This is a genomic window from Pseudomonas sp. SIMBA_068 (assembly GCF_046534705.1).
Taxonomy (GTDB): Bacteria; Pseudomonadota; Gammaproteobacteria; order Pseudomonadales; family Pseudomonadaceae; genus Aquipseudomonas; species Aquipseudomonas putida.
On record NZ_JAWRYI010000002.1, the window covers coordinates 299,351 to 312,342 of the forward strand.

Sequence of the window (12,992 nt, forward strand, 5' to 3'; positions counted from 1 at the left end):
ACTCAAACAATGAAAAGGAAATCGCCATGTTGCCCATCTTCAAGACCCTGACTGTAAGCGCACTGCTGCTGAGCGCCGCTGCCGCCATGGCAGCTGAAACACGCACGGCCGACGACATCATTCGCCAGGCCCGGGACCGCGACGACGGCAAGAGCTTCATGTCCCAGGTGTCCCTGATCCTGATCGACAAGCAAGGTAACAGCCGCATTCGCGAGTTCAGCTACCTGCAAAAGGATTACCCGGACAGCGACAAATTCACCATGTATTTCTCCGCGCCGAGTGATGTGCGTGACGTCGCCTTCCACATCGAAAACCCGCGCGAGGCCCTGGGCCTCGAAGACAGCCAATGGATGTATTTGCCGGTCAGCCGACAGACCCGAAGGATTTCCACCACCGACAAACGCGGGGCGTTCATGGGGAGCGACTACTCCTATGCCGACCTCGACAAGATTCGCGCCGAAGACTATCGCCAAACGCTGGTTGGCGAAGAGCAGTTGCAGGGCCGCGATTGCTACGTGATCGAGCGTGAGCCGGCGACGCCTGCCGTGCTGGCCAAGACCGGCTACAACAAGCTCAAGGTCTGGGTTGACAAGAAGAACTCACTGGTGCTGCGCCAGGACTTCTTCGATGTAAAAGGTGTGATGTTCAAGCAGATGCGCACCCTGAAGACTGAAACCATCGACCAGATCGACAGCATTACCCTCAGCGAAACCGAGGACTTCATCGCCGGTACGCGCTCTCAGCTGCGCTTCAACCAGTTGCAGTACAACGTCGCGCTGGACGACCGCCTGTTCACGCAGACCGCGATCAAGCGCGGGCTGAAAGCCGGCGACTTGCCGGAATACGCCGTGTCTGCCCGCTAAGCGCCGCTACCGATTCATCTGGAACCCTCATTCATGGAAAGATACCTGAATTTCGTCGAGCGCTATGCGCGGGCAATTGTGTTCGTGCTGGTGGCGATCACCGCCTACTTCACCTACACCCTCGGCGCGCTGATGTCGGACACCAATCCGTATCTGCTCAAGGACACTCACCCGGCGCGCAAGACGATCATTGATTTGCAGCGCGAGTTCACCGGCACGTATGACTCGGTCATGGTGGCGCTGAACAACCCCGAGAGTGTCTTCAACACCACGTCGCTGAACGCCCAGTTCGAACTGTCCCAGGCCATACGCCAGTTGATGCTGGCGAACGATGAGGACCGTGTCGAACTGCAGCGCATCGTCGGCCTGCACAGTGGCGACCCTGATGCTCAGGCCTTGCTGGTGCAGATCCTCGCCGAGGGTTTTTCGCAGAACGATTACGCTGCCGCCAAAGCGCTGCGCGACCTCGGGATTGCCCGGCACTGGGACAGCCATGACCTGCAGTTCCTGAGCTTTCTTGCCGAGCGGCTTAACCCGATCCAGGAAATGGCCTCGATGGCTGACCTGGAAAACATCAGCTTGAGTGCCGATGGCGAGTTATGGATTCACAAGACCCTGCACGCCCTGGATATGGACCCGATCAAGGTCGAAGCGCAGATCATGGGCAACGAGCAGATGGTCGGTGGCGTCGTCTCGGCGGACAAGAAAGTCGCCATGGTCGTCGCCGAACTGGGCACCAAACAGGACGACGCTCAGGCCCAGCTGCGTGCCTATCACCAGGTCCGCGAGATCATCGCGAAGTACCAGGCCGCCCACCCGGAGTTCACCGATGAGGTGTTCATCGCCGGCATGCCGATCTTCATTGCGGCCCAGCAGGAAATCATCGATCACGACCTGGCGATGCTGTTCCCGATCGTGTTCCTGTTGGTGACCTCTCTGCTGGTTTTCTTCTTTCGCAAACCACTGGGCGTGGTGCTGCCGCTGTTCAATATCCTGTTCTGCACCATCTGGACCCTTGGCCTGATGGCGCTGCTGCGTGTGCCGATGGACTTGCTCACCAGTGTCTTGCCGGTGTTCCTGTTCACCATCTGTTGTGCCGACGCGATCCACGTCATGGCCGAGTATTACGAACAGCTCAATTCGGGTAAGTCTTTCCGCGAAGCCAACCGTGAAACCCAGCGCCTGATGGTCACGCCGGTAGTTTTGACAACGGTCACGACTATTGCCACGTTCCTGATTTCCACCACCAACAACATTGTCAGCATCCGCAACTTTGGCGTGTTCATGTCGATCGGCCTGACGGCGGCGCTGATCATCTCGTTGCTACTGATTCCGGCGTGGATTTCGATCTGGGGCAAAGATGCCGTCCCGCGCAAAGTGCAACTGAAAGCGTCGCTGATCTCCCACTATCTGGTGGTGTTCTGTGCCTGGCTGATTCGCTGGCGCAAGCCGGTATTGCTGGTGACCCTACCGTTGTTGGCGATGATGACGGTGTTCACGTTCAAGGTGGATATCGAAGACTCGGGCATTGCCTACTTCAAGAAGGACAGCCCGGTGCGGATATCCGACGAGTTCATCAACCGGGCTGGAGTCGCCGGTACATCGCCGGGCTGGATCGCTTTCGACACCAAGACTCCGCGTGGCGCGCTGACCACTGAAACCGTGCAGTTCCTCGAACGTCTGGACCAGTTCATCAAGGCCCAGCCGAACGTGAGTTACACCTATTCGGTGGCGACCTACATCAAGCGCATGAACCTTGTGCTCAACGACATGAACCCTGCTTTCCTGCGGGTGCCGCAGGCGGTGGAGCAGGTGACGGTGGTCGATGATGACGGCAAACCGGAGACCTTCGATGTCGATGGCAACTCGCTCATCGAACAACACATCATGATGTTCGAGAACGGTGGCGGCACTGATTTGCAGAACGTGCTCAATGCCGATTACTCGAAGGCGGTGACGCTGTTCACCATGACCTCCTCTGTGGCGGGCGATTACCAGGCGATGCTCGATAAACTGGACGCCTGGCTGGCCATCAACAAACCGGCCAACCTGCAGGTTACCCATGCAGGTACGCCGTACATATGGACCGGGGTGTTGCAGGAAATCACCCAGGGTCAGGTGCTGAGCTTCTCGCTGGCGTTGCTGGCCGTGACCTTGATGATGATGTTCTGGCTCAAGTCAGTACGCCTGGGCATCCTCGGCATGCTGACGTTGCTGACCACGTCGGTGACGGTGTACGGCAGCATGTACCTGTTGGATATCGAGTTGAACATCGGTACCACACTGGTGACGTTCCTGGTGGTGGGCGTCGTGGATTACGCCGTTCACCTGCTGTCACGGATCAAGATGCTGGTGCAGAAGGGCATCGAGATCGACGAGGCCATCCTGGTGGCCATGCAGGGCGTCGGGCGCTCGACGGTGGTCAACGTCGTGATCTTCTCGATGGGCTTTGTCGCGCTGCTGTTCTCCGCCTACAAACCCGTCATCGACTTGGGTGTATTGGTGATACTGGCGCTGTCATCCAGCGGCTTCATGACCATTTTGTTGGTCACGCTGATTTCGCCGTGGTTCTTTGCCTCGATTGTGCCGCAGCCAGCAGTGCAAGAGGGCGAGCAGCCGCGGGGTGGGGCTGTGCCAGGCTAAATCGCCGGGGCGCCTGCGTGCTGAAAACGGCACGGGGCGCCATGGCCGTTCAGGGGCGGAGGAGCGGATTCAGCGGGCTTTTTCCAGGTGTTCGAACTGGCATTGCATCTGAGCATCTTTGAGGCTCAGCTCAAACTCAACCAAGCCGTCATGCACTTGCTGCAAGGCCTGGATTTGCCCCATCAATTCCTGCTTTTTGTTATCGATGGCCTGCATGGCCAGATCCCAGGGCAACTCCTGGCCGCGATGATCCTGCAGAATGGCCTGCATTTCCTTGAGCTTGAAACCGAGTTGCTGAGCGCATTTGATGAAGGTCAGCAGCTCTACGCTTTGCTGGCTGTAGATGCGGTACTTGCCTTCGCGTTGCGGGGGGGGCAACAGGCCGATTTCTTCGTAATGTCGAATGCTTTTGACGGTGGTGCCCGACAGCTGGGCAGCTTTGCCGATGTACATGAAAATCCCTTTTTATGACGCATCAGAAGCGAAAAGATGTCGCGTGCTCGTACAGGCGCGCGACATCTTTGCACAAGCGTCAGGGTGTGGGAAGCCAAGTTGGACAAGGTGTCACAGCAGGGAGGCCCGGCTGGGCAGCGCAGGGGCACGGCCCGACCGGGGCCGATCAACGGCTGGCGACTGCCTGGACTTGCTTGAGCCAGGCTTCACGCTGTTCCGGCTTGGAGCCCAATACCGGACCGAAGGTCAGGGTTTTCAGGGGTTTTATGCCGCAGAACTCCAGGGTGGTCTTGCGCATTTGGTGCAGGCCCGGCATGCGATACACCCACCGGTAGTACCACGGCGGCGTGTCCATGGTCACCAAAAGGTGAGCCGTGCGGCCCTTGAGCAGCTTATCCGGGAAGGGCGAGCCCTTGCGGTACTTGAAGGCAAAGCCGGGCAGAAACACGCGGTCGAAGAACCCCTTGAGCAACGCCGGAATGCCGCCCCACCAGATCGGGTACACCAATGTCAGGTGTTCGGCCCAGGTAATGTCGTTCTGTGCGTTGATCAAATCGGGCTCAAGCAACTGGATCTGGTTATAGCCATCGTGCAAGACCGGATCGAAATCCAGGGTGTCCAGGCGCAGAAGGCGCACCTCATGGCCTGCTTGCGTGGCGGCCTCGACATAACGTTCGGACACAGCGCCGCAAAAGCTGTCGTTCGAAGGGTGGCCGAGGATTACGAGCATGCGTTTGCGCTTCATGACAAACTCCAGGTAATGAAGTGCCAAGGGTAAAGTCTGCCCCTTACGGTAGAGTCAAGCCTTGCCGGTTAGTGGTAGAGACAAACAGTCCAGCAGCGCTCGGCTGGCGCCCGGCAAACCGTCGAAGAGCGACCGTCGAAAGTGGGTTAGAGACTGTCAGGGTCGCCAAAAAACATCTGTATCCGCGACCGCAACCACCGCTCCGCCGGGTCGTTGTCCTGCGCCCCGCGCCAGGCCATGTGCAGTTCGAAACTGCGCACGGGTATCGGCAGGTCTTCGGCCCGCAACCCGCCCGCAGCAGTCAGCACATCGGCGGTGTAGTCCGGCACAGTGGCCACGATATCCGTCCCCGCCAGCAAGCTCCCCAGCCCGTTGAACTGCGGCACCGCCAGCACCACGTGGCGCTTGCGGCCGAGTTCTTCCAGGGCTTCGTCGATGAAGCCGGACAGGTCGCCGGCAAACGACACCAGCGCATGCGGCCGCGCGCAGAAGTCGTCCAGGGTGATACCGCCGGGCACGCTGTCGGCGCGCAGTAGCTTCGGCATGCTGCGGCGCAGCACCTTGCGCTTGGCGTTGGCCGGCAGGTCGCTGGTGTAGCTGACCCCCACCGAAATTTCCCCCGAGGCCAGCAGGGTTGGCATCAGCAGGTAGTTGACCCGCCGCACCACCAGCACAATGCCCGGCGCTTCGGCGCGAATGCGCTTGAGCAACTGGGGCAGCAGGGCGAACTCGGCGTCGTCCGACAGGCCGATGCGGAACACCGCATTGCTGGTGGCGGGGTCGAACTCGGCGGCGCGGCTGACCGCAGTGGAAATCGAATCCAGTGCTGGCGACAGCAGGGCGAAGATCTCGTGGGCCCGTGCGGACGGCTCCATGCTGCGGCCGGTGCGAACGAACAGCGGGTCGTCGAACAGGTTGCGCAGGCGCGACAGGGCCGCGCTGATGGCCGGCTGGCCGAGGAACAGTTTTTCCGCGGCGCGGGTCACACTGCGCTCATGCATCAGCGTTTCAAACACGATCAGCAGGTTGAGGTCTACACGACGCAGGTCGTTTCGATTCATCGGTGCGCTTCGCCTAAAGTGGGGCAGGGGTGAATCTTACGGCCAAAGGCTGTTACCCTGCACGGGTTTAGGGGGACCAATTGCAGGGAAAGTCAGGTGCCCAATCGATGACAAGCATGTCGACTATTAATGACCACTGATGGTCTAACCGTCAAAGCCCGGATAAAGTCAGTGGTAATTAGAGGTTCACAAAGGCGAGGTATGCGATGTCCCGCATGATCCGTTTCCACAAGTTCGGCGCTGCCGATGTGCTCCGTTGCGAGGAGCAGGCCGAACCGTCACCCGCTGCCGACGAGGTACAGATCCGCGTCGAGGCGATTGGCGTCAGTTGGTATGACGTGCTTTGGCGCCAGAACCTGGCGCCGTCCCAGGCACGCCTGCCGGCGGGCATCGGCCACGAAATGGCCGGGGTGGTGACTGCGGTCGGTGAAGGGGTCGAGGACATTGCGGTGGGCGACCGGGTCGCCAGCTTCCCGGCCACCAGTGCCAATGACCACCCGGTGTACGGTGATGTCATCGTGCTGCCGCGCACCGCCATTACCCGCTACCCGGATGTGCTTACCCCGATCGAGGCCAGTGTGCACTACACGCCCTTGCTGATCGCCTATTTTGCCTATGTTGACCTGGCCCGTGCCAAGGCCGGGCAGACCGCGCTGGTGACCGATGCCAGCCATTGTGCCGGCCCCGCCTTCGTGCAATTGGGCAAGGCCTTGGGGCTGAAAGTGTTCGCAGCTACCAAAGAGGCTGAGCAGCGTGAGTACCTGCTGGGCCTGGGTGCCGACAAGGTGATTGTCACCGAGGAGCAGGACCTGTTACTGCAGGTAGGCAAGTACACCGATGGCCGCGGCGTTGACATGGTCCTCGACGGCATGGGCGGGCCGCAGATGTCGCTGCTGGGCGATGTGCTGGCGCCGCGTGGCAGCCTGGTGCTGTATGGCCTGCAGGGCGGTAACCAGACGCCTTTCCCGGCCTGTGCAGCCTTCCAGAAGAATATCCAGTTCTACGTGCATTGCATCGGTAACTTCACCGGCAAACCGGAACTTGGCATCAGCCAGGACCAGGTGGCGCTGCAGCGTGCCTTGCGCGACATCAACCAGTTCACTGCTGACCAGCTGCTGACACCGCAGATCATCAAGGTGTACCCGTTCGAGCAGGTGGTGGAGGCACATCGTTACATGGACCAATGCCCGTGCGGTGGGCGAGTGGTGCTGGACATGGCGCAACACTGACAGCGGTTCGCAATGCCGACAAACCCGGGCAGAGTCCCGGGTTTTTTGTGGGCGAGCAGAATCATTTCAGCCCTAATAAAAAGACCATTCCTACATCGAAGTCAGACGTGGACTACATATAAGGCAATGGCCTGTGATTGTGTGGAAATATTCCGCCAACTATTCAGACTTGAACGCTTCCCGCTAGAGGTTCAGTGTGTCTCTGCAATCTTGCTGAATGGTTTTTTTACCTCGATCTGTATCTTATATTCGCTCTGCATCCCCCGATAATAGCCCCATGATAGTTTGCGCAAGGAGCGTGGAATGAGCATGGCTATGCCTGAGGATCAGCTATGTGTGGTAGCGACGGGCCGTGGCGGCATTGATGTTTTTTCGATGGTCTGGCGACAGTGATGCGTTACGTCATTACTTCAATTTGATCGTAGGAAATTTCTTCGGGGTAAGCACAGGACGTATTGAAACTTGAACACAAGATTCAGCACGCGTTGGCTGCATGAAGTTGATGAGGTGATTTCGTGACGGCTATTCACGATCAGGCAATGCACTATATCTACCAGCAAGTGCTCGAGCGCTTGTTGAGCCAAATGTCGCAGGCGCAGCGGGCATCCTTGCAATTGCTGATACAGCGATTGCTGGTGGCGGCAGGTGGGCTCGAGTGCATCGGTACGTTCCGCGTGCTGGTGCTGCAGGGCGGCGATTGCCGCAGTGTCCGGCTGCTGGCCATGCTGCGTGCGGCGCAACTGAGCATCGCCCTGCGTGCGCCGGTAACCTTTCAGTTGCGGGTGCTAGTGGTCAGCCTGCCGGTGGCCGCCAGCGATACGCTCGAAGGCCACGAGCGCAGTTTCAGTGCCCTGTTCATGCAGGATGACCCGCGGGTTCAGTTGCAGATGGTCGAAGGGCGCGACGTGGTGCCCTTCAGCCGTCGGCCTTCGGCTGCGCCCGAACGTGGGCTGCTGGCGAGGAACGCCATGCTGATGTTCGGTCACATGGTCGATGCCAGGCCCGAAGCCCTGCTGGGTAGCCGCCTGCATCTAGAGCTGGCGGATGCCGTGTGTTGTGCACTGCAGGCACCGACATCGGCCGACGTCTTGATCACCGCCATTCCCGTGCGCCAGCGGCGCCGATACCTGGCCTGGGCCCGGCGTAGCCTGCGCCTGGCAGGGGAGCGCGGCCCGCATGTGTTGCATCAGTGCCTGGCGACGCTGGCCCACGGGCTGAGCCGGTTGCAGGGTGTTATCGAAGTCTCTCCGGGCAGCCTGGCGAAGCCGACACAGGGCGCTGTCACGGAGGAGGATCCGTTGCGGGTGATTGCCATGGATGACCTGCTGCCGCAGCTGCTTGAAGGGCAGCAACTTGACGCGATGCTGGGTGGTGGACTCGAAACGATCGAGGATGCCTGGGCATTGTCGGCATTCGTCGACCCGTACGCGCCGGCACAATTGCGCGAGCTGCGTGCACGCAGCCTTGAGCTGCCGGCTGCTCGCCCGGCGTTGCGGCTGGCAGACCATTCGGCCGACAGCAAGCCTCGCGATGTACAAACGCTACCCCTGGGTAAAGCCTACGGTATCAACCAGACCCAACTGGTGTGCCTGCTGTTCAGCCCGTTCGCCCGGCAGGGGAAGAAGCTGGAGCGTTTTCTGCAGTGCCGGCATGCCGACATGCTGGTAGCGCTGCCGTACCTGCACCGGGCCTTGCAAGGCAAACCCTGCCCCGATGCGGTGAGGGACTGGCTGGTGAATACCAGTGGCCTGCCGCTGGGGCAGTTGCGGGCGATCTATGAAGGGCGCACGCCGCTGACGGCCTGGCGCTTGCAGAGCCACCTGGCCCGCCGCGACGTGCACCTCAAGCTGCTGCCAAGGCCGTCGTCGGGGCGCCGCCGTGGCCCAGTGGCGGCGCCTTGATGGGGCAAGCGGTCCCTGGCGAGTTCGCCTATCGCAAGGTGTATCGCTACCTGGAAGCGTTGATCGAGCAGGCCTCAGGCGGTGGCCCCTGCAAGTTGCCGTCGCTGCGTGCAATGTCCCGGCGGCTGCGGGTTTCATTGGCTACCGTGCAGAGTGCCTACAACCTGCTAGAGGAAGAGGGCCGCGTCCAGTGTCTGCCAAGGTCCGGCTATTACGCTCAGGTCGCTGCCAAGGCAGCGGCAGCGCCCATGCACCTGCTGTCACCTTTGCCAGTGCAACCATTGCTGGAGCGTATGCTGCTAGGGCACGAGCGGCGCTTGGCCCGTCAGCGCGCCAGCGGTGTTGCACCGAGGGAAACACTCGGCGACACCCGTCTGCGTAATGCCGTGGCTGAGTCTTATACCCGTTCCTCCAGCCTGTACTGGCGTGCCGAGGATGTTCAACTGGCCCCTGATGTGCAAGCGTTGCTGGATACAGTGCTCGTGGGGCTTGCCTTGCAGGGCGGAACGGTGCTGGTGCAGTCGCCCTGTTGCTGGCAGGTGCTGCACGCTTTGGCACGTGCCGGCATGCGGGTGCTGGAAGTACCTGCAGATAGCCGCGGCAACCCGAACCTGCGGGCCTTGGCCCGGTTGCTTGGCGCCGAGCCGGTGTGCATGCTGGTCATGCCGTCTTGCCTGGGCATGCCGCAAGGGCGGCTGGTGTCGCCGCACTACCAGCAGCAGCTTGGTCAGCTACTGGGCCAGCACCCTGTATGGTTGCTGGAAAACGACCTGGACAGTGAACACTGTTACAGCGGGCCGCCACGCACGCGCTTGCGCGACTGGGTCGACCCTCGCTCGCTGTTGGTAATGGGGGCATTCGAGACCGCAGTGGGGGCCGAGGCACCTTACGCCTATGTGCTAAGCCATGACGCGGCACTGGCCAAGGCATTTGCCGAACGGGCCTTTCGGCTTGCGCCGCTGCGCCTGCAAGCGCTTGCCCTGATGCTGGGTAAGAGGCAGATCGAGATACACCTGGTAGAGCTGCGTACCGAGCTGGAAAGGCGCATGCAATATCTGGTACGCGCGCTGGCGTTGCAGTTCGGCCAGCAGGTGGCGATGCAGACGCCCCAGGGGGGGCGAATGCTGTGGGTGCGTTTTCGCCAACCGTTGCGGTGGGATTGCATCGTTGCGGCGCTGGCAGGTTCCGCCTTGCATGCACTGCCGGGCAGGCAGTTCAGCCTGCAGGGGCGTTACCAGCAGTGCATGGCACTGGTCTGGCTGGGCGACCAGCCAGATGACCTGCAACAGGCGGTGGAGCGCCTGGCGCAGGCACTGGAGCCGCGCTGCGGGCGACCTGCCAGCGTTTCACGCTGACTATGCCTGCTCTTGCCCCTGGCGCAAGCGGGTGCTGAGCACCGCTGCCAGCACCAGCAATGCGGCAATGATCCACAAGCCGTTGCGCGTACTGCCGGTGGCCTGCTCGATCAGGCCCATCACCGACGGCCCGACGAACCCACCCAACAGGCCGCAGGTGGTGACAAATGCAAGGCCCGCCGCCAGGGCGTTGCCACTCAGTCGGCTGGACGGGAAGACAAACAGGATCGACTGCACCACGAACAGCATCAGGGCGGTCAGTGAGAACCCGATCAGGCCGATGAACGTGTTGGCCAGCGACGCCAGCAGCAACCCGGTCGCCATGGTCAGCAAACCGCAGAACAGCAGGGTGCGGCAACGGCGTGGCGAGGTGGCCAGGCGCGGGAAGGTGGCAGCACCGATGGCAGCCGCAATCCACGGCACGGCAGTCAGCAGGCCTATCTGGAAGGGTGATAGCGCAGCGTAAGTGCCGATGATACCCGGTAGGAAGAAAATCACCGTGTAGATGGTGATCTGGTGCACGAAGTACACCGCGATTGCCAGCCAGATCTGCCGGTCGCGGAACATCTGCCCCAGTTTGCTCTGCTGTGGCGCGGCAGCCCGCTCGGCGGCCAGGCGGCGTTCGATGTCCTGGGCGTCGGCGGCCGACAGCCAGGGCGCCGAAGCCGGGCCATCGGGCAGCTTCTTCCACACCACATAGGCCAAGGCCACGGCAGGCAAGCCTTCGAGCACGAACAGCCACTGCCAGCCATGCCAGCCCAGTACGCCGTCCATTTCCAGCAGCGCACCGCCCAGCGGGCCGCTGAGGATGTTGGCCAGGCACACGCCCAGCAGGAAGTAACCCGTGGCGCGGGCGCGCTGTTCGCGGTCGAACCAGTAGGTGAGGTACAGCATCACCCCGGGGAACAGGCCCGCTTCGGCCACCCCCAGCAGCAGGCGCATGATGTAGAACGACGTTTCGCCCTGGACGAAGGCCATGCCCGCCGAGAGCAGGCCCCAGGTGATCATGATGCGGGTGATCCAGAAGCGCGCGCCCACCCGGTGCATGATCAGGTTGCTGGGCACTTCGGCCAGCGCATAGGTCAGGAAGAACAGGCCGGCCCCCAGGCCATAGGCCGCTGCCGACAGGCCTAGGTCGATGCCCATGCTGGCTTTCGCCAGGGCGATGTTGGTGCGGTCAAGAAAGCTCATCACGTAGACGACGATGAGCAGTGGCATCAATTTGCGCAGCAGCAGGCCGTTCAGGCGCTGCTCGGTGGTGGCGGCAGGGGCCGAAGCCGCTGCGCTGGTGAGGGTTGTCATTGTTTTTTTCCCCGTGAAAAGTGCTGGTGGTGTGCCACCAGTTGGGGGCACACCCAGGCCTGTTGTTCAGGAACGGTTGATATCGAGCCACACCGCGCCGTTGGGGTACTGGTAGCGTTCCAGGGTCTCGGCATGCATTTCGATGCTGTAGCCTGGGCGTTGCGGCGGCATGTAACGCCCACGGCGGATCACCACCGGGTCGATGAAGTGCTCATGCAGGTGGTCGACGTACTCCAGTACCCGGTTGTGCAGCGAGGCAGACACGGCGATGTAGTCGAACAGGGCGATGTTCTGCACATATTCGCACAGCCCGACGCCGCCGCCGTGCGGGCACACCGGCACGTCGTACTTGGCCGCCATCAGCAGCACGATCAGCACCTCGTTCAGGCCACCCAGGCGGGCGGCATCCAGCTGGCAGAAATCCAGCGCACCGGCCTGGAACATCTGCTTGAACATGACCCGGTTGTGGCAGTGTTCACCGGTGGCGACACCAATCGGCGCGATGCGTTGGCGAATGGTGGCGTGGCCGAGGATGTCGTCCGGGCTGGTCGGCTCTTCGATCCACAGCGGTTCGAAGGCGGCCAGGCGGCGCATGTTGGCAACCGACTCCTCCACGCCCCACACCTGGTTGGCATCCATCATCAGGGTACGTTCCCAGCCGATTTCGTCGCGCAGGATGCTGGCGCGGCGGATGTCTTCTTCCAGGTCGGCGCCGATCTTCTGCTTGATGTGGGTCCAGCCATCTTCCACGGCCTCGCGGGCCAGTTTACGCATCTTCTCTTCGCTGTAACCCAACCAGCCTGGCGCGGTGGTATAGCCGGGGTAGCCTTCGCGCAGCATCTGCGCCTCACGCTGGGCCTTGCCTGGGGCCTGGCGGCGGAGCAGGGCAATGGCTTCCTCGGGGGTGAGCACGTCTGTGACGTAGCTGAAGTCCAGGCAGCGCACCAGTTGCTCGGGCGTCATGTCGGCCAGCAGTTTCCACACCGGCTTGCCTTCGCGCTTGGCCCACAGGTCCCACACCGCGTTGATGATGGCCGCAGTGGCCAGGTGGATCACGCCTTTCTCCGGGCCCAGCCAGCGCAGTTGGCTGTCGCTGACGGTAAAACGGTGCCAGAAACCGCCCATGTCGGCGGTAATCTCCTCGAGGCTGAGGCCGACGATCAGGGGGGCCAGTGACTGCACCGCTGCCGCGCAGATCTCGTTGCCGCGGCCAATGGTGAACGTCAGGCCGTGGCCTTCAAGGCCCTCGGCGTCGGTGTGCAGCACCACGTAGGCTGCCGAATAGTCGGGGGCGCTGTTCATGGCGTCGGAGCCATCCAGCGACAGCGAAGTAGGAAAACGAATGTCGCGAACGCTCAGGTGGGTAATACGTATGCTCATGGTCGACTCTTGTTCTGCTCAAGCGCTGGGAGACCTGACTGTAGGTTGTCGAGCGATACA

10 protein-coding genes are annotated in these 12,992 nt (G+C 61.5%); 5 read left to right on the top strand and 5 right to left on the bottom strand.

Annotated features, from left to right (window positions below; translation table 11 throughout):
• Positions 1-26 precede the first annotated feature (26 nt).
• Complete coding sequence (locus SB756_RS07465; RefSeq protein WP_020192855.1) at positions 27-863, top strand: outer membrane lipoprotein-sorting protein; 837 nt, start codon at positions 27-29, stop codon at positions 861-863.
• A gap of 33 nt (positions 864-896) precedes the next feature.
• Complete coding sequence (locus SB756_RS07470; RefSeq protein WP_410910538.1) at positions 897-3,506, top strand: efflux RND transporter permease subunit; 2,610 nt, start codon at positions 897-899, stop codon at positions 3,504-3,506.
• A 69-nt stretch (positions 3,507-3,575) separates the two neighbouring features.
• On the opposite strand, the gene SB756_RS07475 is transcribed toward SB756_RS07470, so the two are convergent.
• From SB756_RS07475 to SB756_RS07485, 3 genes are all read right to left on the bottom strand, one after another.
• On the bottom strand, positions 3,576-3,959 hold the full coding sequence (locus tag SB756_RS07475) for a MerR family transcriptional regulator (protein WP_003253954.1): 384 nt from the start codon (positions 3,957-3,959) through the stop codon (positions 3,576-3,578).
• 166 nt (positions 3,960-4,125) lie between these two features.
• Positions 4,126-4,704, bottom strand: a complete 579-nt coding sequence (locus SB756_RS07480; protein ID WP_003253953.1) for an NAD(P)H-dependent oxidoreductase — start codon at positions 4,702-4,704, stop codon at positions 4,126-4,128.
• Positions 4,705-4,850: 146 nt separating this feature from the next.
• On the bottom strand, positions 4,851-5,765 hold the full coding sequence (locus tag SB756_RS07485; protein WP_016500054.1) for a LysR family transcriptional regulator: 915 nt from the start codon (positions 5,763-5,765) through the stop codon (positions 4,851-4,853).
• Positions 5,766-5,971: 206 nt separating this feature from the next.
• Here SB756_RS07485 and SB756_RS07490 point away from each other — a divergent pair, with 206 nt between their 5' ends.
• From SB756_RS07490 to SB756_RS07500, 3 genes are all read left to right on the top strand, one after another.
• Complete coding sequence (locus tag SB756_RS07490; RefSeq protein ID WP_016500053.1) at positions 5,972-6,994, top strand: zinc-dependent alcohol dehydrogenase family protein; 1,023 nt, start codon at positions 5,972-5,974, stop codon at positions 6,992-6,994.
• Between the two features lie 515 nt (positions 6,995-7,509).
• Complete coding sequence (locus SB756_RS07495) at positions 7,510-8,895, top strand: hypothetical protein (protein ID WP_410910539.1); 1,386 nt, start codon at positions 7,510-7,512, stop codon at positions 8,893-8,895.
• Positions 8,895-10,250 (top strand): aminotransferase class I/II-fold pyridoxal phosphate-dependent enzyme, encoded by a 1,356-nt coding sequence (locus SB756_RS07500; protein ID WP_410910540.1) that lies wholly within the window; start codon positions 8,895-8,897, stop codon positions 10,248-10,250. Before SB756_RS07495 ends, SB756_RS07500 begins: the two co-directional genes overlap by 1 nt.
• Here SB756_RS07500 and SB756_RS07505 read toward each other — a convergent pair whose 3' ends face one another.
• Together SB756_RS07505 and SB756_RS07510 are read right to left on the bottom strand one after the other, a co-directional pair.
• On the bottom strand, positions 10,251-11,552 hold the full coding sequence (locus SB756_RS07505; protein WP_258656987.1) for an MFS transporter: 1,302 nt from the start codon (positions 11,550-11,552) through the stop codon (positions 10,251-10,253).
• Positions 11,553-11,618: 66 nt separating this feature from the next.
• Entirely contained in the window at positions 11,619-12,932 is a 1,314-nt protein-coding gene (locus SB756_RS07510) for an L-fuconate dehydratase (RefSeq protein ID WP_016500049.1), read from the bottom strand.
• Positions 12,933-12,992 lie beyond the last annotated feature (60 nt).

Coding starts and splice junctions, on each gene's coding strand:
- SB756_RS07465 (WP_020192855.1), top strand. CDS start 27: ATGTTGCCCATCTTCAAGACCCTGACTGTAAGCGCACTGCTGCTGAGC.
- SB756_RS07470 (WP_410910538.1), top strand. CDS start 897: ATGGAAAGATACCTGAATTTCGTCGAGCGCTATGCGCGGGCAATTGTG.
- SB756_RS07475 (WP_003253954.1), bottom strand. CDS start 3,959: ATGTACATCGGCAAAGCTGCCCAGCTGTCGGGCACCACCGTCAAAAGC.
- SB756_RS07480 (WP_003253953.1), bottom strand. CDS start 4,704: ATGAAGCGCAAACGCATGCTCGTAATCCTCGGCCACCCTTCGAACGAC.
- SB756_RS07485 (WP_016500054.1), bottom strand. CDS start 5,765: ATGAATCGAAACGACCTGCGTCGTGTAGACCTCAACCTGCTGATCGTG.
- SB756_RS07490 (WP_016500053.1), top strand. CDS start 5,972: ATGTCCCGCATGATCCGTTTCCACAAGTTCGGCGCTGCCGATGTGCTC.
- SB756_RS07500 (WP_410910540.1), top strand. CDS start 8,895: ATGGGGCAAGCGGTCCCTGGCGAGTTCGCCTATCGCAAGGTGTATCGC.
- SB756_RS07505 (WP_258656987.1), bottom strand. CDS start 11,552: ATGACAACCCTCACCAGCGCAGCGGCTTCGGCCCCTGCCGCCACCACC.
- SB756_RS07510 (WP_016500049.1), bottom strand. CDS start 12,932: ATGAGCATACGTATTACCCACCTGAGCGTTCGCGACATTCGTTTTCCT.